This window comes from Pseudomonas mucoides, assembly GCF_015461845.1.
GTDB lineage: Bacteria > Pseudomonadota > Gammaproteobacteria > Pseudomonadales > Pseudomonadaceae > Aquipseudomonas > Aquipseudomonas mucoides.
This window is the reverse complement of record NZ_JACOPW010000003.1, coordinates 357,677-381,828: the sequence shown is the minus strand read 5'-3', so window position 1 is coordinate 381,828 and position 24,152 is coordinate 357,677. Positions and strand designations below refer to the sequence as shown.

The 24,152-nt window shown below is 60.7% G+C and carries 23 protein-coding genes, 1 other RNA gene and 1 pseudogene; 14 read left to right on the top strand and 11 right to left on the bottom strand.

The window, feature by feature from the left end:
- Positions 1–118: 118 nt before the first annotated feature.
- A complete protein-coding gene (locus H8F22_RS16630; protein ID WP_027926455.1) occupies positions 119–568 on the bottom strand; it encodes an EVE domain-containing protein in 450 nt (149 codons plus the stop codon).
- Positions 569–768: 200 nt separating this feature from the next.
- Between H8F22_RS16630 and H8F22_RS16625 the strand changes: the two genes are divergently transcribed.
- Positions 769–924 (top strand): hypothetical protein, encoded by a 156-nt coding sequence (locus H8F22_RS16625; protein WP_172825923.1) that lies wholly within the window; start codon positions 769–771, stop codon positions 922–924.
- A gap of 35 nt (positions 925–959) precedes the next feature.
- On the opposite strand, the gene H8F22_RS16620 is transcribed toward H8F22_RS16625, so the two are convergent.
- The 4 genes from H8F22_RS16620 to H8F22_RS16605 form a co-directional block, all read right to left on the bottom strand.
- Positions 960–1,565: a 5-formyltetrahydrofolate cyclo-ligase gene (locus H8F22_RS16620; RefSeq protein WP_027926456.1), complete on the bottom strand. Its 606-nt coding sequence runs from the start codon at positions 1,563–1,565 to the stop codon at positions 960–962.
- A gap of 86 nt (positions 1,566–1,651) precedes the next feature.
- Positions 1,652–1,830: non-coding RNA, 6S RNA (ssrS, locus tag H8F22_RS16615), on the bottom strand.
- A gap of 30 nt (positions 1,831–1,860) precedes the next feature.
- Entirely contained in the window at positions 1,861–2,178 is a 318-nt protein-coding gene (locus H8F22_RS16610) for a cell division protein ZapA (protein ID WP_007942435.1), read from the bottom strand.
- Positions 2,175–2,384, bottom strand: a complete 210-nt coding sequence (locus H8F22_RS16605) for a TIGR02449 family protein (protein WP_007942437.1) — start codon at positions 2,382–2,384, stop codon at positions 2,175–2,177. Before H8F22_RS16605 ends, H8F22_RS16610 begins: the two co-directional genes overlap by 4 nt.
- A gap of 127 nt (positions 2,385–2,511) precedes the next feature.
- Between H8F22_RS16605 and H8F22_RS16600 the strand changes: the two genes are divergently transcribed.
- From H8F22_RS16600 to gcvH, 9 genes are all read left to right on the top strand, one after another.
- Positions 2,512–3,072 carry a YecA/YgfB family protein gene (locus H8F22_RS16600; RefSeq protein ID WP_027926457.1) on the top strand — a complete coding sequence of 187 codons (561 nt, stop codon included), beginning with the start codon at positions 2,512–2,514 and terminating at the stop codon, positions 3,070–3,072.
- 27 nt (positions 3,073–3,099) lie between these two features.
- The gene (gene pepP / locus H8F22_RS16595) at positions 3,100–4,434 is read left to right on the top strand and encodes a Xaa-Pro aminopeptidase (RefSeq protein ID WP_027926458.1); all 1,335 of its coding nucleotides are present in this window, start codon (positions 3,100–3,102) and stop codon (positions 4,432–4,434) included.
- Complete coding sequence (ubiH, locus tag H8F22_RS16590) at positions 4,431–5,618, top strand: 2-octaprenyl-6-methoxyphenyl hydroxylase (RefSeq protein ID WP_027926459.1); 1,188 nt, start codon at positions 4,431–4,433, stop codon at positions 5,616–5,618. The genes pepP and ubiH overlap by 4 nt, the downstream gene beginning before the upstream one ends.
- Positions 5,611–6,096 (top strand): DUF4442 domain-containing protein, encoded by a 486-nt coding sequence (locus tag H8F22_RS16585; RefSeq protein ID WP_027926460.1) that lies wholly within the window; start codon positions 5,611–5,613, stop codon positions 6,094–6,096. The genes ubiH and H8F22_RS16585 overlap by 8 nt, the downstream gene beginning before the upstream one ends.
- Positions 6,097–6,105: 9 nt before the next feature.
- Positions 6,106–7,323 carry a 2-octaprenyl-3-methyl-6-methoxy-1,4-benzoquinol hydroxylase gene (locus H8F22_RS16580; protein WP_177327633.1) on the top strand — a complete coding sequence of 406 codons (1,218 nt, stop codon included), beginning with the start codon at positions 6,106–6,108 and terminating at the stop codon, positions 7,321–7,323.
- A gap of 155 nt (positions 7,324–7,478) precedes the next feature.
- Positions 7,479–8,480: an extracellular solute-binding protein gene (locus H8F22_RS16575; RefSeq protein ID WP_027926462.1), complete on the top strand. Its 1,002-nt coding sequence runs from the start codon at positions 7,479–7,481 to the stop codon at positions 8,478–8,480.
- A gap of 140 nt (positions 8,481–8,620) precedes the next feature.
- Complete coding sequence (locus tag H8F22_RS16570; protein WP_027926463.1) at positions 8,621–10,237, top strand: ABC transporter permease; 1,617 nt, start codon at positions 8,621–8,623, stop codon at positions 10,235–10,237.
- Between the two features lie 156 nt (positions 10,238–10,393).
- On the top strand, positions 10,394–11,476 hold the full coding sequence (gene gcvT, locus H8F22_RS16565) for a glycine cleavage system aminomethyltransferase GcvT (RefSeq protein ID WP_027926464.1): 1,083 nt from the start codon (positions 10,394–10,396) through the stop codon (positions 11,474–11,476).
- A gap of 50 nt (positions 11,477–11,526) precedes the next feature.
- Complete coding sequence (gene gcvH / locus H8F22_RS16560) at positions 11,527–11,910, top strand: glycine cleavage system protein GcvH (RefSeq protein WP_059181987.1); 384 nt, start codon at positions 11,527–11,529, stop codon at positions 11,908–11,910.
- A 53-nt stretch (positions 11,911–11,963) separates the two neighbouring features.
- Here the strand turns inward: gcvH and H8F22_RS16555 are convergent, their stop codons facing one another.
- The gene (locus H8F22_RS16555; RefSeq protein WP_027926466.1) at positions 11,964–13,103 is read right to left on the bottom strand and encodes a DegT/DnrJ/EryC1/StrS family aminotransferase; all 1,140 of its coding nucleotides are present in this window, start codon (positions 13,101–13,103) and stop codon (positions 11,964–11,966) included.
- A gap of 153 nt (positions 13,104–13,256) precedes the next feature.
- Here H8F22_RS16555 and gcvP point away from each other — a divergent pair, with 153 nt between their 5' ends.
- The gene (gene gcvP / locus H8F22_RS16550; protein WP_194940465.1) at positions 13,257–16,130 is read left to right on the top strand and encodes an aminomethyl-transferring glycine dehydrogenase; all 2,874 of its coding nucleotides are present in this window, start codon (positions 13,257–13,259) and stop codon (positions 16,128–16,130) included.
- Between the two features lie 85 nt (positions 16,131–16,215).
- Here gcvP and H8F22_RS16545 read toward each other — a convergent pair whose 3' ends face one another.
- The 3 genes from H8F22_RS16545 to H8F22_RS16535 all read right to left on the bottom strand — a co-directional run bounded on the left by H8F22_RS16545 (position 16,216) and on the right by H8F22_RS16535 (position 18,820).
- Positions 16,216–16,533 (bottom strand): DUF2388 domain-containing protein, encoded by a 318-nt coding sequence (locus tag H8F22_RS16545; RefSeq protein WP_027926468.1) that lies wholly within the window; start codon positions 16,531–16,533, stop codon positions 16,216–16,218.
- Between the two features lie 73 nt (positions 16,534–16,606).
- The gene (locus H8F22_RS16540; protein WP_059181988.1) at positions 16,607–18,391 is read right to left on the bottom strand and encodes a GspE/PulE family protein; all 1,785 of its coding nucleotides are present in this window, start codon (positions 18,389–18,391) and stop codon (positions 16,607–16,609) included.
- 90 nt (positions 18,392–18,481) lie between these two features.
- Positions 18,482–18,820 carry a hypothetical protein gene (locus tag H8F22_RS16535; RefSeq protein ID WP_027926470.1) on the bottom strand — a complete coding sequence of 113 codons (339 nt, stop codon included), beginning with the start codon at positions 18,818–18,820 and terminating at the stop codon, positions 18,482–18,484.
- A gap of 126 nt (positions 18,821–18,946) precedes the next feature.
- Here H8F22_RS16535 and H8F22_RS16530 point away from each other — a divergent pair, with 126 nt between their 5' ends.
- Entirely contained in the window at positions 18,947–19,411 is a 465-nt protein-coding gene (locus H8F22_RS16530; protein WP_027926471.1) for an Lrp/AsnC family transcriptional regulator, read from the top strand.
- 56 nt (positions 19,412–19,467) lie between these two features.
- Here H8F22_RS16530 and H8F22_RS16525 read toward each other — a convergent pair whose 3' ends face one another.
- On the bottom strand, positions 19,468–20,835 hold the full coding sequence (locus H8F22_RS16525) for a CYTH domain-containing protein (RefSeq protein WP_059181989.1): 1,368 nt from the start codon (positions 20,833–20,835) through the stop codon (positions 19,468–19,470).
- Between the two features lie 156 nt (positions 20,836–20,991).
- On the opposite strand from H8F22_RS16525, the gene argE reads away from it, so the two are divergent.
- Both argE and argA read left to right on the top strand, forming a co-directional pair.
- Positions 20,992–22,155 carry an acetylornithine deacetylase gene (gene argE / locus H8F22_RS16520; protein ID WP_027926473.1) on the top strand — a complete coding sequence of 388 codons (1,164 nt, stop codon included), beginning with the start codon at positions 20,992–20,994 and terminating at the stop codon, positions 22,153–22,155.
- A gap of 205 nt (positions 22,156–22,360) precedes the next feature.
- Positions 22,361–23,659: an amino-acid N-acetyltransferase gene (argA, locus tag H8F22_RS16515; RefSeq protein ID WP_027926474.1), complete on the top strand. Its 1,299-nt coding sequence runs from the start codon at positions 22,361–22,363 to the stop codon at positions 23,657–23,659.
- 191 nt (positions 23,660–23,850) lie between these two features.
- On the opposite strand, the pseudogene tauA reads toward argA, so the two are convergent.
- Positions 23,851–24,063: pseudogene (gene tauA / locus H8F22_RS33060) on the bottom strand (taurine ABC transporter substrate-binding protein); the annotation flags it as partial.
- Positions 24,064–24,152: the final 89 nt, after the last annotated feature.

The window sequence follows — 24,152 nt, the reverse complement described above, 5'->3', positions numbered from 1 at the left end:
GCTGTTGCGTCCTAGTCTGGTTGATCGAACGCCGGGGCGAGTTGATACCAGTCAACTGAGGGCCAAGCCTAACGCTATTGAGCGCAGAAAAGAGGATGACCGGGTGGTTCTGCCCGATTTAACGTAAATCGAGTACCGCTGCCCATTGCTCGGCCGTCACCGGCATCACCGACAATCTCGACCCCTTCTGCACCAGTGGCATCTCGGCCAACGCCGCTTGCTGCTTCAAATAATCCAGCTTCAACACCTTGGCAAACGTCTCGACATGCTCGACATCAATTGCGCTCCAGGCGTTTTTCTCGGCGCTGGCCTTTGGATCGTAGTAATGACTCTCCGGCTCCAGCGCCGTCGGGTCCGGATACGCCGCTTCGACAATTTTTCCAATGCCGGCAATTCCCGGCTCCGGGCAGCTGGAGTGATAGAAGAAAAACGCGTCACCGACCGCCATGGCGCGCAAAAAATTACGCGCCTGATAGTTACGAACCCCGTCCCAGCGCGCTCGGCCAAGTTTCTCCAGACCTTTGATCGAGAGTTCGTCGGGCTCGGACTTCATCAGCCAATAGGCCATGGATTTTGCTCCTTGCGAGGTGAGTGGACAGGTTGTCAGGCAATTTTATGACAAACCGACAGTCGGTTGACGCCAGCGTTTGCGTGTCAGTTCACGTTGTCGCAAAATGCCGGCCTTCTAAGCTTGACGCTGCTGCACGGCCTACACCTGAAACGGAACCGCTGCTGTCATCGTGTTGATGTGCCTTTGGGGGGCAATCGATGAAACGCAAACCGGATTTACTATGGATTTTGGTTATTTTGTTCGGCCTTGGCGTCGTAACCACCGGTTATGCCCAAAGCCTGTGGAATAACAAGACCGATGCGCCGATCGAAATCGCGCAGCAGCAACAGCAGCCATCGGCGTTCAAGCGTTAAACCTGTCTTTTGGACGCCGCTGATCGCAGTGGCGTCTACCCTGCGAAATACCACGCCTTGTCTGTCACCGTGCCTTGCAACGGCACATCCCAGCTCGCCTGAGCCAATCGTTCGACTTTCTGACATTCATGGGCCAGCCCCAGCAGCGTCGGCTTGCGCCAGGTTTTGCGGCGGGCCAGGTACGCCAGGCTTCGATCGTAGAAGCCGCCGCCCATGCCCAGACGCCCGCCGACATCGTCAAACCCCACCAGCGGCAACAGCACCAGATCCAGTGCCCAGACTTTACGTTGTCGGGCGAGGTTGTGCCGGGGTTCGAGAATTCGAAAGCGGTTGGGTTTGAGTTTTTCGCCGGGGCGAATGCGCTGGAAGACCATTTTGGTGCGCGGCCAGGCACTGAGCACCGGCAGATACGTGGCCTTGCCCCGGCGTTGAGCGGCACGCAGCAGGATGCGCGGGTCGATTTCACCGTCGGTTGGCAGGTACAGGGAGATGTGCTTGGCGCGGCGAAACAACGGCTGTTGGGCCAATTGCTTGTACAGCCCGCGAGCAGCCTGGCGCTGTTGACTGGGTGTCAGTGCGCGACGGGCCTTGCGCAGCATGCGTCGAAGTTGCGGGCGGGGCAGCAGCGCAGGTTCGGTCATGGATTCAGGCTTCGACAGGACGAATACGTAAAGCGTACCCGTAAAAAAGCCGATGCCGGTATTTAAACCGGCATCGGACTGAAATCAGGCTCCCCGGATGAACCGCTGCTGACTTAGCCCTTGAACCCGAAAGTTCAAGGTGGAAGATGCAGTAGGCTTTAAGGCTTTCCGTCTAGCGGACATGCACACCAGCCCAACGTGCAGCCTCCAGGGTAGTGCGAATCGGCTCAGGGACGTGGTCAACTGGCAAGCACCCCAGGGAGTGAAGCGAGTATACCCCAAGCGGTTTCGTGTTTCAGCCCTTGGTGACGTCCGGATCGGTGGCGAGCACCAGATCGACGCGGTCCAGCAGGTCGCGAACCTGTTCGCGAGTCGAGCCGCTGGCCTGTACATCCGGGCGTTCTTCCTTGTGCAACAAGTCGTGCGTGATATTCAGCGCGGCCATGACGGCAATGCGGTCGGCACCGATGACTTTGCCGCTGCTGCGAATTTCGCGCATTTTGCCATCCAGGTAGCGGGCGGCGCTCACCAGATTGCTGCGTTCTTCCTGGGGGCAGATGATCGAATATTCTTTGTCGAGGATCTGCACGGTAACGCTATTGCTTGAACTCATGAGTCTTGCTCCAGGGCCTTGAGGCGCGAAATCATCGATTCAACCTTACGCCGGGCGATTTCGTTTTTTTCAATGAGGTGCGCGCGTTCCTCGCGCCAGGTCTTTTCCTGAGCTAGTAAGAGTCCGTTTTGGCTCTTTAGTTGCTCGACTCGACTAATTAGCAGTTCGAGTCTGGCCATCAGCGCTTGCAGGTCGGTGTCTTCCATTGTGTCCACTGAATGTGTGCTTGATGGGGGTAGCTGGCGGACAGCCTTTAATAGTCTTGGCGAGTCTGTCGATGTAGGATACAAGGCCTTCATTCTAGACATAGCGCCGTCTGGCGCCTAGCTGCCCATGACCATTCAGAATTCCCCGTACCAAGCCTTCGCCACACTGCTGACCTCCAGCGGTCATAACGTCTCGCCTGCCGAACTGCATGGCCTGTTGCTCGGCCGCAGTTGCGCCGGTGCCGGCTTCAATGCCGAGGAGTGGTTGATCGATGCCGCCGAACTGCTGGAAAGCGAACCGCAGGACAATGTCCGCAATGCCCTGATCGGCTTGCAGGAGATGGTCAAGGGCGAGCTGACCGGCGACGACGTGACCGTTGTTCTGCTGCTGCCGACCGATGACGCCCCCCTGACTGACCGTGCCGTCGCACTGGGTGAGTGGTGCCAGGGCTTCCTCAGCGGTTTCGGCTTGAACTGCCGGGACAGCAGCACACTCAGCACTGAAGCCACCGAAGTATTGCAGGACCTGGCGGCCATTTCTCAGGTGCAAGATGCCCTGGAAGAGTCCGAAGACGGCGAAACCGATTACATGGAAGTCATGGAATACCTGCGCGTCGCGCCGCTGCTGCTGTTCTCCGAAACCAAGAAAGCGGACGTGCCGCCAGCCGCCAAACCGTCGTTGCATTAATCGCGTGCCAGGAAAAGCCATCTGCCCATGATTCATATCCCGAAATCGGAATACAGCCGTCGCCGCAAGGCCCTGATGGCGCAGATGGAACCCAACAGCATCGCGATCCTGCCCGCCGCCGCGGTCGCCATCCGCAACCGCGACGTCGAGCACGTCTATCGCCAGGACAGCGATTTCCAGTACCTGAGCGGCTTTCCCGAGCCTCAAGCGGTCCTCGTGTTGATGCCGGGGCGTGCCCACGGCGAATACATCCTGTTCTGCCGTGAGCGCAACGCCGAACGAGAGCTGTGGGATGGTTTGCGCGCCGGCCAGGAAGGCGCGATCCGCGACTTTGGCGCCGACGACGCTTTCCCCATCACCGACATCGACGACATCCTGCCGGGCCTGATCGAAGGGCGCGACCGGGTGTATTCGGCCATGGGCAGCAACCCCGAATTCGACCGGCACCTGATGGACTGGATCAACGTGATCCGCTCTAAAGCGCACCTCGGTGCCCAGCCGCCGAACGAATTTGTTGCCCTGGATCATCTGCTTCACGACATGCGCCTGTATAAATCGGCGGCAGAAGTGAAGGTGATGCGCGAAGCCGCACGGATTTCCGCTCAGGCGCACATCCGCGCGATGCAGGCCAGCCGCGTGGGGCTGCACGAGTTCAGCCTCGAAGCCGAACTCGATTACGAGTTCCGCAAGGGCGGCGCGAAAATGCCGGCCTACGGTTCAATTGTCGCCGCCGGGCGCAACAGCTGCATCCTGCATTACCAGCAGAATGACGCGGTGCTCAAGGACGGAGACCTGGTGCTGATCGACGCCGGTTGCGAGATCGACTGCTACGCCAGCGACATCACCCGCACCTGGCCGGTCAATGGCAAGTATTCGCCGGAACAGAAAGCGATCTACGAGTTGGTACTGGCCTCGCAAGAAGCCGCCTTCGCCGAAATCGCCCCGAACAAACACTGGAATCAGGCGCACGAAGCCACGGTCCGGGTGATTACCACCGGGCTGGTGAAGCTCGGCCTGTTGCAGGGTGACGTCGACGAACTGATCGCCAGCGAAGCCTACAAAGCGTTTTACATGCACCGCGCCGGCCACTGGCTGGGGATGGATGTGCATGACGTCGGCGAGTACAAGGTCGGCGGTGAATGGCGGGTGCTGGAAGTCGGCATGGCGCTGACGGTGGAGCCGGGGATCTACATTTCCCCGGACAACCAGAACGTGGCGAAGAAATGGCGCGGCATTGGCGTACGCATCGAGGACGACGTGGTGGTGACCAAGACCGGTTGTGAAATATTGACCAAAGGCGTGCCGAAAACGGTCGCCGACATCGAGGCCCTGATGGCGCAAGCGCGGACACAAGCAGCATGAGCCGGGTCAATCTGGCAATCATCGGTGGCGGCCTGGTCGGCGCCAGTCTCGCCTTGGCATTGCAGGCCGGGGCTAAAGCGCGTGGCTGGAAGATCGTCCTGATCGAGCCCTTTGCCCCCGGCGATACTTATCAGCCGAGCTACGACGCCCGCTCTTCGGCGCTGTCCTATGGCGCCAAACAGATTTACCAACGGTTGGGTGTGTGGCAGGAAATCTCCCGCCGCGCCGAGCCGATCAAGCAGATTCATGTCTCTGACCGTGGACGCTTTTCCACCGCACGATTGTCGGCGATGGAAGAAGGCGTTCCTGCGTTGGGTTACGTGGTGGAAAACGCCTGGCTTGGCCAATGCCTCTGGCAAGGTCTGGACAAGGACGTGGTCGCCTGGCGTTGCCCGGCGGAAGTCACGCGCATGGAACCGCTGAGCGATGGTTACCGCCTGACCCTCAATGATGAAACCACCCTGGAATGCGACCTCGCGGTGCTGGCGGATGGTGGCCGTTCGGGCCTGCGCGAGCAACTGGGGATCGGCATCAAGAAGCGTCCGTATAACCAGAGCGCGCTGATCGCCAATATCACGCCGAGCGAAGCACACAACGGCATGGCGTTCGAGCGATTCACCGACGACGGTCCGATGGCGCTGTTGCCGCTGCCGGACAACCGCTGCGCCTTGGTCTGGACCCGTCTGGGTATGGACGCGCAGCGGCTGGCCGCACTGGATGAAAAGAGCTTTCTCAGCGAGTTGCAGGGTGTGTTCGGTTATCGCCTCGGCACGTTGAAACAGGTTGGCGCACGTCATCTTTACCCGCTGACGCTGATCGAAGCGGAAGAGCAGGTGCGTCCACATCTGGCGATCCTCGGCAATGCGGCTCACAGCCTGCACCCGATTGCCGGCCAGGGTTTCAACCTGTCGCTGCGTGATGCCCAAGCCTTGGCGGAGGCCTTGTTGGCCAGCGAGAACGGGCCGGGCGACTTTGCCACCTTGCAGGCTTACCGCGAGCGCCAGCGTCTGGATCAAAACCTGACGGTGGGCTTCTCCGATCAGGTCACCCGATTGTTCGGCAGCACCCAGCCGCTGGTGTCGCTGGGCCGCAATCTCGGCCTGCTTGGTCTCGATCTGCTGCCGCCGGCCAAGCGCTGGTTCGCCCGGCAGGCCATGGGTCTGGGTACACGCCCCGATGCTTAAGTGGCTGACGAGCAGGTTCGGCAAGGCGCGGTTGATGCGTTGGTTCATGTCCTTTTACCCGCCGTACATGGGCGCCGGGGTTCGGGTGCGGCACATCAGCGATGACTTTCGCGACATCACGGTGTCCATGGGCCTGAGCTGGTACAACCGCAATTACGTCGGCACCCAGTTCGGTGGCAGCCTGTATTCGATGGTCGACCCGTTCTACATGCTGATGCTGATGGAAAACCTCGGGCACCGTTACATCGTCTGGGACAAAGCCGCTGACATCGATTTCATTTCGCCGGGCAAAGGCCCGGTGTTCGCCAGATTCCGCATCGACGAGACCTTGCTCGACGAGATCCGTCGGCAAACGGCCGACGGCGAAAAGTACCTGCCGCAATTGCAGGTCGATATTCACGACGGCGCCGGCACCTTGGTGGCGCGGGTCGAAAAAACCCTTTACGTGCGGCTCAAGCCGCAAGCGAGACAGGTTTAAAGCATGGACATGCGCGCAGATCTGCTGATTGTCGGGGCCGGAATGGTCGGCAGCGCCTTGGCGCTGGCGTTGCAGGACAGCGGGCTGGAAGTCCTGTTGCTGGACGGCAGCCCCCTGAGCGTCAAACCCTTCGATGACCAGGCACCGTTCGAACCGCGAGTGAGCGCCTTGTCGGCGGCCAGCCAGCGGATTCTCGAACGCCTGGGCGTGTGGGACGGCATTGCCAAACGACGCAGCAGCCCCTACACCGACATGCACGTCTGGGATGGCAGCGGCACCGGGCAGATCCATTTCTCGGCCGCCAGCGTGCATGCCGATGTGCTTGGGCACATCGTCGAGAACCGAGTGGTTCAGGACGCCTTGCTTGACCGTTTGCACGACTGCGATCTCGGGATGCTGGCCAATGCGCGTCTGGAACAGATGCGTCGCTCGGGCGATGACTGGCTGCTGACCCTGGCGGACGGCCGCACCTTGCGCGCACCGTTGGTGATTGCGGCGGACGGCGCCAACTCGGCCGTTCGGCGCCTGACCGGCATGGCGACGCGCGAGTGGGACTATATGCACCACGCGATTGTCACCAGTGTGCGCAGCTCCAAAGCGCATCAAATGACCGCCTGGCAGCGTTTCACCGACAACGGCCCGCTGGCGTTTTTGCCGCTGGAGCGTGATGGGCAGCAGGATTGGTGTTCGATCGTCTGGTCGACCACACCGAGTGAAGCCGAACGCCTGATGGCGCTGGACGACGACGGCTTTTGCCGCGAGCTCGAACGCGCCTTTGAAGGGCGACTCGGCACCGTGCTCAGCGCCGACCCGCGTCTGTGCGTGCCGCTGCGTCAGCGTCACGCCAAGCGTTATGTGGCCGAAGGCCTGGCATTGATCGGCGACGCGGCGCACACCATTCACCCGCTGGCCGGGCAGGGCGTGAACCTTGGTTTCCTCGATGCAGCCGTGTTGGCCGAAGTACTGCTGCAAGCGTTTGAGCGCGGTGAACGCTTGGCGGATGTCAAAGTGCTGAGCCGTTACGAGCGCCGGCGCATGCCGCACAACCTGGCGTTGATGGCGGCGATGGAAGGGTTTGAGCGGTTGTTCCAGGCTGATCCGCTGCCGGTGCGCTGGTTACGCAATGCCGGGTTGAAGATGGTTGAGCAGATGCCCGAGGCCAAGGCGTTGTTTGTGCGTGAGGCGCTTGGGTTGACCGGGGATTTGCCGGCGTTGGCCAAGGCCTAGGTATTGGGTGAGGCTTATGGCCTCATCGCGAGCACATTCGCCGCAGATTTCTGACGATGCAACATCTGGTAACTCCTCCACGAACTGATTGATTGAGAAGCTAAATGTGAGTCCTTATCATTTGGCCTCACTTTTTCAATCGAGAGATCGCTCCCATGTTGCCGAAGCGTCTACTGACCGCACTCGCCCTGTCCCTGATTGGCAGCACCGCCGCCCAGGCCGCTGACGAGGTGGTGGTTTACTCCTCGCGTATCGACGAGCTGATCAAACCGGTCTTCGACGCCTACACCGCCAAGACCGGGGTGAAGGTGAAGTTCATCACCGACAAGGAAGCGCCGCTGATGCAGCGCATCAAGGCCGAGGGTGAGAACGCCACCGCCGACCTGCTGCTGACGGTCGATGCCGGCAACCTCTGGCAGGCCGAGCAAATGGGCATCCTGCAGCCATTCACCTCCCAAGTGATCGATACCAACATTCCGCTGCAATACCGCGCTGCCTCCCACGCCTGGACCGGCCTGAGCCTGCGGGCGCGGACCATCGCTTACTCCACGGATCGCGTGAAGCCGGGTGAACTGACCACCTACGAAGCACTGGCCGACAAGAACTGGGAAGGGCGCCTGTGTCTGCGCACGGCGAAGAAGGTCTACAACCAGTCCCTGACCGCCACCATGATCGAAGTCCACGGCGCCGAAAAAACCGAGAAAATCCTCAAGGGTTGGGTGAGCAACCTGTCCACCGACGTGTTCTCGGATGACGTCGCAGTGCTGGAAGCGATCAACGCGGGTCAATGCGATGTCGGTATCGTCAACACCTACTACTACGGTCGCCTGCACAAGCAGAAGCCTGATTTGGGCGTGAAACTGTTCTGGCCGAACCAGGCTGACCGCGGTGTGCACGTCAACCTGTCGGGTATCGGCCTGACCAAACACGCGCCGCACCCGGAAGCGGCCAAGGCACTGGTGGAGTGGATGACCACTCCTGAGGCGCAGAAGATTTTCGCCGACGTGAACCAGGAATTCCCGGCCAACCCGGCGGTGGCGCCTTCAGAGGAAGTGGCGGCGTGGGGCAAGTTCGTGGCCGATACCCTGCCGGTGGAAGTGGCCGGCAAGCGTCAGGCCGAAGCAATCCGCATGATGGATCGCGCTGGCTGGAACTGACATTGCTGCTGATCGTTCCCACGCTCTGCGTGGGAATGCCTCTTCCGACGATCCGCGTCGAAGCGTGACGCAGAACGTCACAAAATATGTGCCCACGCAGAGCGTGGGCACAATCATTTAACATTTTCTAGAGAACCCCTTTGGCCCACCCCGCCCAACGTCGCTGGTATCCCCTGGTCTTCGCCATCGCTGCGCTGGTCCTGTTGCCCCTCAGTGTTTTACTGCTGTCCTGGCAAACCATCGATCAACAGATCTGGTCCCACCTCTGGGCCACCCAGATGCCGCGCCTGTTGGGCAACACCCTGACCCTGATAGTCGGCGTCGGGGTTGGCGTCACGCTGCTGGGCGTCAGCCTCGCGTGGCTGACCAGTCTCTGTGAGTTCCCCGGCCGGCGCTGGCTGGACTGGGCGCTGATGCTGCCGTTTGCGATTCCGGCGTACGTACTGGCGTTTGTCTTCGTCGGCCTGCTGGATTTCGCCGGCCCCGTGCAAACCCTGATGCGCGAGTGGTTTGGCACGGGCCTGAGGTTGCCGGGTGTGCGCTCCACCGGCGGGGTCATTGTCGTGCTGGTGCTGGTTTTCTATCCCTACGTCTATCTGCTGGCCCGTACGGCGTTCCTCGCCCAGGGCAAAGGCTTGATGGAAGCCGCCCGGGTGCTCGGCCAGTCGCCGTGGCAAGCGTTCTGGCGAGTGGCCTTGCCGATGGCGCGCCCGGCCATCGGCGCGGGGGTGGCGTTGGCGTTGATGGAAACCCTGGCGGATTTCGGTGCAGTGTCGGTGTTCAACTTCGACACGTTCACCACTGCGATTTACAAAACCTGGTACGGGTTCTTCAGCCTGTCCACCGCCGCCCAACTGGCCAGCCTGTTGCTGCTGGTGGTGATGGTCGTGCTGTACGGCGAACGTCGTGCTCGTGGGGCCAGCCGGGCGAGCAACGAACGGCCGCGGGTCAAGGCGCTGTATCACCTGCGTGGCTTCAAGGCGCTGGCGGCGATGAGCTGGTGCGGCCTGGTGTTTGCCTGTGCGTTCGTCATCCCGATGCTGCAACTGCTGGTGTGGTTTTGGTTGCGCGGGCGTTTCGATCTGGATGAGCGTTACACCGGACTGATTCTTCACACCTTGTACCTGGGCGGCATGGCGGCGCTGATCACGGTCAGCGTTGCCTTGGTGTTGGCGTTTGCCCGGCGCCTCGCACCGACCCGAACGATCCGCTCCGGCATTGGCCTGGCCAACCTGGGCTATGCCTTGCCGGGTTCGGTATTGGCGGTGTCGATCATGCTGGCGTTCAGTTACCTGGATCGCGAGCTGGTCATCCCGCTGTCCGGCTGGCTAGGCGGCGCTGGCAAGCCTTTGCTGCTGGGCAGTCTCTCGGCGTTGTTGCTGGCCTATCTGGTGCGTTTCATTGCGGTGGCATACGGGCCACTGGAAAGCAGCCTGGCGCGTATACGGCCATCTTTGCCCGAAGCAGCACGTAGCCTTGGCGTCAGTGGGCCACGACTGTTTTTCAAGGTGTATCTGCCGTTGTTGTTGCCGGGCACGTTGAGCGCCGCGTTGCTGGTGTTCGTCGATGTGCTCAAGGAAATGCCCGCAACCCTGCTGATGCGCCCGTTTGGCTGGGACACGCTGGCCGTGCGGATCTTTGAAATGACCAGCGAAGGGGAGTGGGCGAGGGCGTCTTTGCCGGCACTGACGCTTGTTTTGGTCGGCCTGTTACCGGTCATCGGATTGATTCGACGTTCGGCGCATCGAAACAGCTAGGTGCCAGTCCTACACCTTGCGGCTACAATGCGCGGCATTCGGTGCGGTCCGTCTGACAGACCCGGTAGCTGAAATCGGCTGAAAGCCTTCTAGTTCAAGGTTTTCACCCCGTGCAGCGCCTGTCCGCACCTTCGCCACGCCCGGAAGGAGAAACCCATGGGACAGCGTACGCCTCTGTATGACCTTCATCTCGCCCTCGGCGCGAAGATGGTCGATTTTGGCGGTTGGGATATGCCTCTGCATTACGGCTCGCAGGTCGAGGAACACCACCAGGTGCGCCGCGATTGCGGGGTTTTCGATGTATCCCACATGACCGTGATCGATATCAGCGGCCCCCAGGCCAAGGCCTGGCTCCAGCACTTGCTGGCCAATGATGTCGAGCGCCTGCACAGCCCCGGCCGTGCTCTTTACAGCACCATGCTCAATGAGCGCGGCGGCATCGTCGACGACATGATCGTCTATCGCCTCGACGACGGTTATCGCCTGGTGGTCAACGCCTCCACCCGCAATCAAGACCTCGCCTGGATGCAGGCTCACCTCGACGGCTTCGATGTTCAGCTCAACGAGCGTGCAGAGCTGGCGATGCTGGCGATTCAAGGCCCGCATGCCCGTCAAAAAATCTGCGAACTGGTCTCCCAGGCCCGCAGCAATCTGATTCAGCTGCTCAAGCCCTTCGAAGGCCAGCCGGAAGGTGACTGGTTCATCGCCCGTACCGGTTACACCGGCGAAGATGGATTGGAAATCGTTCTACCGGCTGATCAGGCACCGGGTTTTTTCAACGATCTGGTCGGCGCGGGCATTTCCCCCATCGGCCTTGGGGCGCGGGATACCTTGCGGGTCGAAGCCGGCATGAACCTGTACGGTCAGGACATTCATCAAGATGTATCGCCACTGGCGTCCAATATGGCCTGGAGCATTGCCTGGGAACCGGCCTCTCGCCAGTTCATCGGGCGCACCGCCCTAGAGGCCGAACGGGCCGGCGGCGTACAGCACAAACTGGTGGGACTGGTCCTTGAGGAGCGAGGGGTTTTGCGCGCTCATCAAGTGGTCCGCATCGCCAATGTTGGCGAAGGGGAGATCACCAGTGGTAGTTTCTCTCCTACGCTTAGCAAGTCGATAGCACTGGCGCGCGTGCCGATGGCAACTGCCGACCGCGCAGAAGTGGAAATCCGTGGCAAGTGGTACCCGGTCCGAGTGGTCAAGCCGACCTTCGTACGCCACGGAAAAACCTTGATCTAACCTTTTTTGGCGGACTAAAACCGCTGACATTTTTCTTGAGGACACAGAACATGAGCGATATTCCTGCCGACCTGCGTTTTGCCGAAAGTCACGAATGGGCCCGCCTGGAAGCCGACGGCACCGTCACCGTGGGCATTAGCGATCACGCGCAGGAAGCGCTGGGTGACGTGGTCTTCGTTGAGCTGACCGAAGTGGGCAACAAGTTTGCGGCTGGAGATCAGGCGGGCGTTGTTGAATCGGTGAAAGCCGCCTCCGACATCTACTCCCCGATTGCCGGTGAAGTGATTGCGGTCAACGGAGAACTGAGCGCAACTCCGGAATCGCTCAACTCCGCCCCGTACAGCGCGTGGATCTTCAAGCTCAAGCCCAGCAACACCGCGGACCTGGAAAAACTGCTCGACGCCGCCGGCTACAAGGCTGCGATCGGCGAATAGTCCCCGCTCTGCGAAATCGCTGTGGGAGCGAGCAAGCTCGCTCCCACAGGTGTTTAGGGCTTCAGAACAGCTTTGACCGCCGCCACCGAACGCTCGACATCCGCTTTGCTCATCGCCGTGAACATCGGCAACGAGACAATCAAGCGGCCGACCCGCTCGGCGACCGGGAACATGCCCTCCTTGAAACCGCGCTCGCGGTAAAGGCTCAGCAAGTGAATCGGCGGGTAGTGATAGCCGATACCGACGCCCAACGCCTGCATCTGCTCCATGAACGTCGCCCGTGCCGGCAGGCCATCCCCGCGCTCCGGCAACACCAGCTGGAACAAATGCCAGTTGCTGTTCTCGAAATCCGCCGGGGGCAGTTGAGCCCCGTATTGCGCCTCGAAAACCTCACCAAAACACGCGAAATAGTGCCGGGCCAGTTCACGGCGATGGGCCGTGATGGCTTCGATGTGAGCAAATTGCCCAAGGCCGATGGCCGCCGCGACGTCGGTCATGTTGAACTTGCCGCCCAGCACATCGACATCCAAACCATCGAAGCCGCTGCGGGTCACGCCCTGCAAACGGTACTTCTGCGCCAGTCGCACTTCCTCATCATTGTTCAGCACCAGGCAGCCGCCCTCTGACGAGGTGACGTTCTTGTTCGCCTGGAAACTGAAGGACACGAAGTCGCCGGTCGAGCCGATGCGCTGGCCGTTCCAGCTGGAGCCCAGCGCCTGGGCCGCGTCTTCCAGCACCCGCAGGTTGTACTGCTTGGCCAGTGCGTAAAGGCGCGTCATGTCCACCGGCAGTCCGGCGAGAAATACCGGCAGGATCGCTTTGGTACGCGGGGTGATGGCGGCTTCGAGTTGAGCCAGGTCGATGTTGCGGGTGACCGGGTCGATATCGGCAAACACCGGGGTGGCGCCGACTTCGAGAATGACGTTGGCGGTGGCCACCCAGGAGATCGGCGTGGTGATCACTTCATCGCCCGGTCCGATCCCGGCAATGCGCAGGGCGATTTCCATGGTGCAGGTGCCGGAATTGAACGTGAGCACCGGGCGCCCGCCAAAAAATGCCGAGAGTTGTTGTTCAAAGGCCTGGACCTTGGGGCCGCTGGTAATCCAGCCCGAGCGCAACACGTCGCCGACCGCGGCAATCGTCGCTTCATCGATGGTGGGTTTGGAAAACGGCAGGAAAGGCAGTGGGCTCATAAATTCAGGCACCTGATCAGCGGACATTTGGCAGATGCCGAGCATGATGTCTGCAATGGTCGTCGGCGCCAAGCCATCCGCCCGGATATCGACTGCTATGCTGGTTTGACCGTGTTGCATCGACGTTGAGCGCCAGTCAAGAGAGAGCCCGTCATGTCCCAGTTGCCGTCCTTGAGCCAGTTACGCGACCCCAATGCCTTTCTGCGCCGCCACCTCGGGCCCGATGCCGTCGAGCAGCAGGCCATGCTTGACAGCCTCGGCCTCGGCAGCCGGGTCGAATTGATCGAGCAGACGGTGCCGCCGGGTATTCGCCTGAACCGCGCGCTCGACCTGCCGCCCGCCCTCGATGAACAAGCCGCGCTCGCCAAGTTGCGCGGTTACGCCGAGCAAAACCAGGTCTGGACCAGCCTGATCGGCATGGGCTACCACGGCACCCTCACCCCGACCGTGATTGTGCGTAACGTCCTGGAAAACCCCGGTTGGTACACCGCGTACACGCCTTATCAGCCAGAGATTGCCCAGGGCCGGCTCGAAGCGCTGCTGAACTTCCAGCAACTGACCATCGACCTCACCGGCCTGGAACTGGCCAACGCGTCCTTGCTGGATGAAGCCACCGCCGCCGCAGAAGCGATGGCGCTGGCCAAGCGAGTCGCCAAGTCCAAAAGCAATCTGTTCTTCGTCGACCAGAACTGCCATCCGCAGACCATTTCGGTGGTGCAGACCCGCGCCGAAGGCTTCGGTTTCGAGCTGATCATCGACACTGTGGAAAACTTGAAACAGCACCAGGTGTTCGGTGCCCTGCTGCAATACCCCGACACCCATGGCGAGATCCACGATCTGCGGCCGTTGATCGATCACCTGCACGCGCAGCAAGCCCTGGCGTGTGTTGCCACTGATTTGCTGAGTTTGCTGCTGCTGACTCCGCCGGGAGAGTTGGGCGCCGATGTGGTGTTCGGCTCATCCCAGCGTTTTGGTGTGCCCATGGGCTACGGCGGGCCGCATGCGGCATTTTTTGCCAGTCGCGATGAATACAAACGGGCGATTCCCGGGCGGATCATCGGCGTGTCCAAGGATGCTCGCGGCAATGTTGCCTTGCGCATGGCCCTGCAAACCCGCGAGCAACATATCCGCCGGGAGAAGGCCAATTCGAACATTTGCACTGCTCAGGTGTTGCTGGCCAACATCGCCAGTTTCTACGCGGTGTACCACGGACCTGAAGGGCTCAAGCGCATTGCCCAGCGTGTGCATCGCTTGACCTGCATCCTCGCTGCCGGCCTTGAGCGGCACGGCGTCAGCCGTCTCAACAGGCATTTCTTCGACACCCTGACCCTGGAGGTTGGCGGCACCCAGACCGCGATCATCGAAAGTGCTCGGGCGGCGCAGATCAATGTGCGGATTCTGGGGCGAGGACAGTTAGGGTTGAGCCTCGATGAAACCTCAGACGAGACCACCGTCGCCAAGTTGTTCGATGTGTTCCTTGGCGCCGATCATGGTTTGAATGTCGACGATCTGGACGCCGAAACGCTGGCGTCCGGCATTCCTGACGGGCTGCTGCGCGCCTCGCCTTATCTGCGTCATCCGGTGTTCAATGCGCACCACAGCGAAACCGAGATGCTGCGTTACCTCAAGCAACTGGAGAACAAGGACCTCGCCCTCAACCAGTCGATGATCCCGCTGGGCTCCTGCACCATGAAGCTCAACGCCACCAGCGAGATGATCCCGATCACCTGGCCGCAGTTCGCCAACCTGCACCCGTTCGTGCCGAAGGAGCAGGCCGTGGGGTATTCGCTGATGATCGAAGAGCTGGAACGCTGGCTCTGCGCGATCACCGGTTTCGATGCGATTTGCATGCAACCCAACTCCGGCGCCCAGGGCGAATACGCCGGGTTGCTGGCGATCCGCAAATACCACGAGAGCCGTCACCAAGGGGCGCGGGACGTCTGCCTGATTCCGTCCTCGGCCCACGGCACCAACCCGGCCTCGGCGCAAATGGCCGGGATGCGCGTGGTGATTGTCGAGTGCGACGAAGCCGGCAACGTTGATCTGGATGACCTCAAGCAAAAAGCCTCGGAGGCGGGGGACAAACTCGCGTGCCTGATGGCGACGTATCCATCGACCCATGGTGTCTACGAGGAAGGCATCAGCGAGATGTGTGAAGTTATCCACAGCCACGGCGGTCAGGTGTACATGGATGGCGCCAACCTCAACGCGCAAGTCGGCTTGGCTCGCCCGGCGGACATTGGCGCCGATGTGTCTCACATGAACCTGCACAAGACCTTCTGCATTCCCCATGGCGGCGGTGGGCCGGGCATGGGGCCGATTGGTGTGCGGGCGCACCTGGCGCCGTTCGTGGCCAATCACCCGGTGGTACCCATCGACGGGCCGTTGCCGCAGAACGGCGCAGTGAGCGCGGCGCCCTGGGGCAGTGCGAGCATTTTGCCGATCAGCTGGATGTACATCGCGATGATGGGGCCGCAACTGGCAGACGCCAGCGAAGTGGCAATCCTCGCCGCGAATTACCTGGCGCAGCATTTGTCCGGTGCGTTCCCGGTGCTCTACACCGGGCGCAACGGGCGGGTGGCTCACGAATGTATCCTGGATCTGCGGCCACTGAAGGCGCTGACCGGCATCAGTGAAGAAGACGTTGCCAAGCGTTTGATGGATTACGGTTTCCATGCGCCCACCATGTCGTTTCCCGTGCCGGGGACGTTGATGGTCGAGCCGACCGAAAGTGAATCAAAAGCCGAACTGGACCGGTTTATCGGAGCGATGCTGAGCATCCGTGCGGAAATCAGCGAGGTGGAAAACGGCAACTGGCCAGCCGAGGACAATCCGCTGAAGCGTTCGCCACATACTTTGGCGGACATCACCGGAGTGTGGGAGCGGTCGTACAGCATCGAGCAAGCGGTGACGCCGGATGCGCACACCCGACAGCACAAATACTGGCCGGTGGTGAATCGGGTGGATAACGTTTACGGCGACCGGAATCTGTTCTGCGCCTGTGTGCCTGTCGACGATTACCGCTGAGATCCCGAATTCACTCCTACAGGGGGGATTTGTGTTTGGGCAAAAAAATGCCGCTCATATGAGCGGCATTTTTGTATCGATGGACTTACTTCGAAGCGACGGCGTTCTTCGCCAGAATCGCATTCGCCAGTTCCATGTCCGTCGCCTGCAGGCCCGGGTTGTCGGCGCGGACTTTCTGCATCGCCGCTTCCAGGTAAGGGCCGCGAATGCCGCCGTCACTGGCAACAAAACTACCGGCATCGTCCTGGGCCGCGACGATCAGCTTGTGATCCTTGAACGTCAGGTAAGTCGAGCCGGTGGTCGCGCCCGACGAAAGGACGTTAGTCCAAAAGCTATCGGCCATCGCGGAACCGACTGGAAGGGACAGCAGCGCGACGGTGGCGACAGCAAGTTTGAAACGCATGATGGGTGACTCCACTGGGTTAACTACACGGCCTTGGATAGCCATCCCCCCATCCAGTTCCATACACCCGTGCCTACTTTTGCTCGCTCTGCGGCGTCACGCGCAGCACCTCTTCGATCGTGGTCAGCCCTGCCGCCACCTTCTGAGCGCCTGATAGTCGCAAGCTGCGCATGCCCTCCTTGAACGCCTGACGCCGGATCGCCAGCAGGTCGGTGTCCGGATTGATCAACGCTTTGACGCCGTCCGTCAGCTGCATGATTTCGTAGACCCCGGCGCGGCCGTGATAGCCGGTGTCGCGACACTCCAGGCAACCGATGGCGCGTTGCGCGTTGGTCGGCAGCGGGGCTTGCCAGGGTTTGGTCAGGGTCTGCCAATCCTCTTCGCCCAGTGTCAGTGGTGCCTTGCAATGGGGGCACAAGGTACGCACCAGGCGCTGGGCCATGACGCCGAGCACCGTGGCTTTGATCAGGTAATGCGGCACGCCGAGTTCCAGCAGGCGACTGATCGCGCTCGGCGCGTCGTTGGTGTGCAGCGTCGAGAGCACCAAGTGACCGGTGAGCGCCGCCTGAATCGCCATCTCGGCGGTTTCGAGGTCGCGAATCTCGCCGATCATGATGATGTCCGGGTCTTGTCGCATCAACGCGCGCACGCCAGCGGCGAAGGTCAGGTCGATGTTGTGCTGGACCTGCATCTGGTTGAACGCGGGTTCGACCATTTCAATCGGGTCTTCGATGGTGCAGAGGTTGACCTCCGGCGTCGCCAGTTTCTTCAGGGTGGTGTACAGCGTGGTGGTCTTGCCCGAACCGGTCGGCCCGGTGACCAGAATGATGCCGTTGGGCTGACGAGTCATGTCCTGCCAGCGGCGCAGGTCTTCGGCGGAAAAGCCCAACTGATCGAAATCCTTGAGCAGCACTTCCGGGTCGAAGATCCGCATGACCATTTTTTCGCCAAACGCCGTTGGCAAGGTCGACAGCCGCAGTTCGACTTCGCCGCCGTCCGGGGTCTTGGTTTTCACCCGGCCGTCCTGGGGTTTGCGCTTTTCCGCGACGTTCATCCGCCCAAGGCTTTTCAGGCGACTGACGATGGCCATGGTCACTTGCGGCGGGAATTGATAGACGTTGTGCAACACGCCGTCGATGCGAAAGCGCACCGTGCCTTGTTCGCGCCGGGGTTCGATGTGGATATCGCTGGCGCGTTGCTGGAAGGCGTACTGAAACAGCCAATCGACGATGTTGACGATGTGCGCGTCATTGGCGTCCGGCTCCTGGTCGCTGGCGCCGAGGTTGAGCAGTTGTTCGAAGTTGCCCAACGTGCTGGTTTGCTGATCGGCAGCGGTCGCACCGCTGACCGATTTGGCCAGACGAAAGAACTCGACGCTCAAGCGCTGGATGTCCACCGGGTTGGCCACGACCCGTTTGATCGGCAACTTCAACACATGGGTCAGGTCGGCTTCCCAGCCGCTGACGTAGGGCTGGGCGCTGGCCACGGTCACCGCGTCGCGGTCGATCGATACCGCGAGAATCTTGTGGCGCTGGGCAAAGGCGTAGGACATCAACGGCGTGATGGCCGCGACGTTGATCTTCAGTGGATCAATGCGCAAATAAGGCTGGCCGGCTTGCTGCGACAGCCACAGGGTCAGGCTTTCCAGGTCCAGGTGTTTGCCGGGACGGCTGAGATCGTCGAGGTGTTGGCTGGCTATGAATTCCAGCGGGTGCATCTGGCCATTGGCGGCGTGGCGGCGGCGGGCATTGAGCGCGTGCTCGGCCGAGTCCTGGCTGATGAAACCTTGGGCGACCAGTTCGCGCAGCAAATCATTGAGATCCAGCCAGCGGTCCTGAATGGCAAGTTGAACGGACATGCGGGCTCCTCATGAACAACAGTCCGCAAAGGATAGTCGCGCAGCCCTCGACCGTTGGGCCACTACCCGACGAAGCCGTGTCGGGATTTTTCAGCCCGCTGCCTGGGCCGGTTGATCCCACATCACATCAGCCGTTTGCAACTCGACCGAACAGACGCTGATCAGGTTGCGTAATTTTTCCGCAATCACTTGGGCGCGGTGCCAACTGAGACCGTCCATGACGATGTCGATCGACAGCAAATCCTCCTGGCGCTGCACGTTCACCTGTTGCGGCGTCAAGAACTGCAAGGCAAACAGATTGAGCGCTCGGCACAGCAGATCCGGCTCGGCCTCCGCCAGCAGTTGGTAATGAACGCGGCAGTGGGCGTTGCTGGCGTTCCAGACATCGGCGCGGGTGGGCGGGGTGTAGACGGCTTCGAGAGGCGGCATGGTCGGGCTCCAAATTCAATGGAGGAATTTTTACATTCGGTGCCGGGCATTTCTTATCTATGATTGGGCTTATTGGCGATTTATCGAATCGTGTAATTCGAATAACGAACGATTTAAGGTTTTTCTATGCAAAGCGAGCTCGATGGCTACGACCGCAAGATTCTCGCGTTGCTGCAAGAGGACGCTTCGCTCTCCAGCGCTCAGATCGCCGAACAGGTGGGGCTGTCGCAGTCGCCCTGCTGGCGGCGGATTCAGCGGATGAAGGAGGAGGGAATCATTCGTGGGCAGGTGACGCTGCTGGACCGCAAGAAGATCGGCCTGAACACGCAGATCTTTGCCGAGATCAAACTCAATGCGCACGGGCGTTCGAACTTCACTGAGTTCACTGAGGCGATCCGCGGTTTTCCCGAAGTGCTGGAGTGTTATGTGCTGATGGGGTCGGTGGATTTTTTGCTGCGGATCGTCACGGCGGACATTGAGGCGTATGAGCGGTTTTTCTTCGAAAAGCTGTCGATGGTGCCGGGGATACAGGAAGTGAATTCGATTGTGGCGTTGTCGGAGATCAAGTCGACGACGAGTTTGCCGGTGTAACACCGGCAGAGTGCTTTTGTGGCGAGGGGGCAAGCCTCCTCGCCACAGTTGTGTACTTACATACGCAGCAGCATTTTCCAGGCACGATTCTGGTACACCGCAATCGCCTGCTGCTTACGCGCATCCAGCGATTCATCGGTGATCGGCTCGTTGGCCAGTTGCGCCAGCTGTTTCAGCTCACCGTACAGGCGATCCATTTCCGGGATGTCCAGCACGCCACGGGCATGGTGCAGCCACGCCTGAATGCGCTCGATGCGCGGCAGTTGCTCGGCCAGGTCTTCCGGCTGTTGCTGATAACGCTGCAATTGCAGGGACGTTGCTTCTTCACCCAGCAACCGCGGCAACCAGCTACCCAGTTGCGCGGCACCCTGGCGATTGCCACGAACGTTGCGATCAGCCGCCCAGGTGCGGGCCAGCAACCAGCGTGAGGTGTTCAGCGAGAACAGGCCCCAGCGCGGGTCTTCCAGTTCTTCGAGGAATTGCTCCGGCGCGGCTTTGCGCACGTCTTCGTCCTCGATGCCGGCTTGCACCAGCGGACGCCAGTCTTCCAGCAACGCATCCAGCGCAAGGCGCAGGTCGTGGGTGGACTGACGCGGCGCGGCTTGACCCAGGCTACTAAGCAAAGCACGCAATTCAGCGAGGTTTTCGACCCAGTCCAGCAACAGGCGCCAGTGGCCGTTGAAGCGATATTGCTCAGCCAGACGCTGGCTGCTGCCCAGCAAGTGCCAGCTCAGCGCGGCGAACGCGTCGTCCAGCGGGGTTTCGGCGGTGATTTGCGGCGCCGGCAGGCTCAACGAATAGCTGTTGGCGTCGTACAGGCGATAGCCGCGCTCAGCCTTGCTGATGTCACACGGCATCAGGGCCAGGGTTGCGGCCAGTTCTGCGGCCAGTTCCAGCAGGGCGGCCGGCTCGCCTTCGCGCAATTCCAGTTCCAGTTCGCAGATTTCTTCTTTCTGCTTGCCGACGATCACGTGGCCCAGGTCCAGCGCGGCTTCGATGACTACTTTGGTCTTGCCACGGCCCCAGGCGATTTCAGCGCGTTCGCGAACGAAATCGGTGGTGAAGATCGGCTTGAGGGTTTTCTTGTCCAGCTCGGCCAGCTCTTCAGGCCAGCATTCGCCGTCGAGTTTCTTCACGTCGAGCTTGGCTTTGGGCAGGTTCCAGTCGTATTCGTTACGCTCGGACAGGCCGGCAACACTGTGGCCGCGGGTCTTGAGCGTCTGAATCACTTCTTCGCCATCGCGGCGCAGGCGCAGGGCAACCTTGGCGCGGGCCAGGTCGCGCTCAGGCGTGTCGAAGTATTGATTCATCAACTCACGGCGTTCCCAGCCACTTTTGTTGCGTTTTTTCAGGAGCGGGTGCTCGCGCAGGGCCGCGAGGGTTTCGCGGCTGACGCGGAGCTTGATTTCGGTTTCTTTCTGCATGGCCGGAAAATCCAGGATCGGGAGCGCAGCCGGGGGAATGTGTGGCTGCCAAGGTCGTGCAGTGTACAGGAGTGAACGTTCCTACGCCCCGCGACGGTTTATTCCTGTCGCCAGATGGTTCTATGATGGACTTCAATCCGGGAGTTGGAGTCAGCGATGCCCTTGCCGTCCATGAAAGATCAGTTCGCTGCACTGATCGCTGCGCCGTCGGTCAGCTGCACCCAACCGAACCTGGATCAGACCAACCGCCCGGTAATCGATTTGCTGGCGACGTGGCTGGGTGATCTGGGGTTTGCCTGTGATATCCAGCAAGTCAGCCCCGGCAAGTTCAACCTGCTGGCCAGTTTTGGTACCGGCCCCGGCGGCCTGGTGTTGGCCGGCCACAGTGACACGGTGCCGTTCGATGGCGCGTTGTGGCAGACCGATCCGCTGAAGCTCACCGAAGTCGATGGTCGTTGGGTGGGCTTGGGCAGTTGTGACATGAAGGGCTTTTTCGCCTTGGCCATCGAAGCGGTGATCCCGCTGCTCGATCAGCCGTTCAAGCAACCGTTGTTGATCCTCGCTACATGCGATGAAGAAAGCTCGATGTCCGGTGCTCGCGCCCTGGCCAAGGCCGGGCGTCCATTGGGCCGCGCAGCGGTTATCGGCGAGCCGACCGGGCTGAAGCCGATCCGCATGCACAAAGGCATCATGATGGAACGCATCGACATTCTCGGTCAGAGTGGCCATTCCTCGGACCCACGCCTGGGCCACAGCGCCCTTGAAGCGATGCACGATGCAATCGGCGAATTACGTGGTCTGCGCCTGTTGTGGCAGCGCGAATTCCGCAATCCGCAGTTTGGCGTGCCGACGCCGACCATGAACTTCGGCTGCATCCATGGCGGCGACAACCCTAACCGTATCTGCGGCCAGTGTTCGCTGGAATTCGACCTGCGGCCCTTGCCGGGCATGGATCCCAAGGCCTTGCGCGCGGAGATTTTGCAGCGGCTCAAACCGGTTGCCGAGCGCCATCAGGTGAAGATCGATTACGCGCCGCTGTTCCCTGAGGTGCCGCCCTTTGAGCAGGCCGAAGACGCGGAATTGGTGCGGATCGCTGAAAAGCTTACCGGCCATGGTGCCGAAGCAGTGGCGTTCGGCACCGAAGCGCCTTATCTTCAGCAACTTGGCTGCGAGACACTGGTGCTCGGCCCGGGCGATATCGCCTGCGCCCACCAACCGGGGGAATACCTCGAAATGTCACGTTTGCAGCCTACGGTGCATCTATTACGTCAACTGATTCAACATTACTGCCTGACACCGGCCGCAATGCCCGTCAGTTGAGCGCAAATCCATGTGGGAGCGAGCCCGCCCGCGCCCACAGGGTCTGTGCTTTGCCTGACATGCCGTATAAATTGCCAGTGTCCCAACCCGTATTCATGAGGAGAGCGCGCGTGTCGCCAAGCCTGTTCCGACGATAACCATCAGCCCGCTGTGCGTTTTCAGTTTCGCCCATTTTTTGGCTGCTATTTATTACAGGCCCAGGTTCATGCCCGAATACGTTAATTGGCTTCGTCACGCTTCGCCTTACATCAATGCCCACCGCGATTGCACCTTTGTCGTCATGCTCCCCGGCGATGGGGTGGAGCATCCGAATTTCGGCAATATCGTTCACGACCTGGTGCTGTTGCACAGCCTGGGGGTGCGCCTTGTGCTGGTTCACGGTTCCCGACCGCAAATTGAAACCCGCCTCGCCACGCGTGGCCTGACCCCGCATTACCATCACGGCATGCGCATCACCGATGCTGCGACGCTGGAGTGTGTGATCGATGCAGTCGGCCAGTTGCGTATTGCTATTGAAGCGCGCCTTTCCATGGACATGGCCTCTTCGCCGATGCAGGGCTCGCGCCTGCGGGTGGCCAGCGGCAACCTGGTCACGGCGCGGCCGATTGGTGTGCTCGAAGGTGTGGATTATCACCACACCGGCGAAGTGCGTCGGGTCGACCGCAAAGGCATCAATCGCCTGCTGGACGAACGCTCCATCGTGTTGCTGTCGCCGTTGGGCTACTCGCCAACCGGTGAAATCTTCAACCTCGCCTGTGAAGACGTCGCCACTCGCGCGGCCATCGACCTGGGCGCGGACAAGCTGCTGCTGTTTGGCGCCGACCCGGGCTTGATCGATGAAAACGGTCGTCTGGTGCGCGAATTGCGTCCGCAACAAGTGCCGGCGCATTTGCAGCGGCTGGGCAGCAACTATCAGGCTGAATTGTTGGATGCAGCCGCTGAGGCCTGTCGGGGCGGCGTGGCGCGCAGCCATATCGTCAGCTACGCCGAAGACGGTGCTCTGCTGACCGAACTGTTCACCCGTGACGGTGGCGGTACGCTGGTGGCGCAGGAACAATTCGAAGTGGTGCGTGAAGCCGCGATCGAAGATGTCGGCGGTTTGCTGGACCTGATCAGCCCGCTGGAAGAGCAGGGGATTCTGGTGCGTCGCTCCCGTGAAGTGCTGGAACGTGAGATCGAGCAGTTCAGCGTGGTTGAACGCGAAGGCATGATCATCGCCTGTGCGGCGCTTTATCAGATTGCCGACTCGGACGCCGGGGAGCTGGCGTGCCTGGCAGTGAACCCGGAATACCGGCATGGCGGTCGCGGTGATGAGCTGCTGGAGCGCATCGAAACCCGTGCCCGGGCCCAGGGGTTGAAAACCCTGTTCGTGCTGACGACCCGCACCGCTCACTGGTTCCGCGAGCGCGGGTTCGTGCCGAGCAGCGTTGAACGCCTGCCGTCAGCACGGGCTTCGCTGTACAACTATCAGCGTAATTCGAAGATCTTCGAAAAGACCCTGTGATCCTGTGGCAGTGATCGTTCCCACGCAGAGTGTGGGAACGATCATCAGTCAGCCACAAACTTTGCACTGACATACGCCGAATAATCCGGCAGCACCGTCTCTACCTTCCCTTGCTCTTTCAAGAGCTTCGCCGTCTCGCCAATCGCCTTCGCCGTGCCGCCCTCCAGTAGCGCAGTGGTTTGCTGAGTGCGCGCGGTCACCACTTCCGGGCCGCTGTTGAAGCGACGCCAGTCAATTTTCTCGCCGATTGTTTTTTTCGTACGGACCGTCTGCCTGGGGACTTTGCTGGGGGCGATACCGGTTGGGTAGCCCACGGTCAAGTTGGCCGCCTGAGCGGAGAGCGTAAATAATCGCGATACACAAACTGTAACAATTGGACTGGATAGTGCGCGTTTGGTCGTCATGGCGGGGCCCTTCGGTAAGGTTTTGTTTCCGAATTGCTTCAAACGCTAAACGATCTAAAAAACGGCTAGTAAATACTGTTTAGGAATTA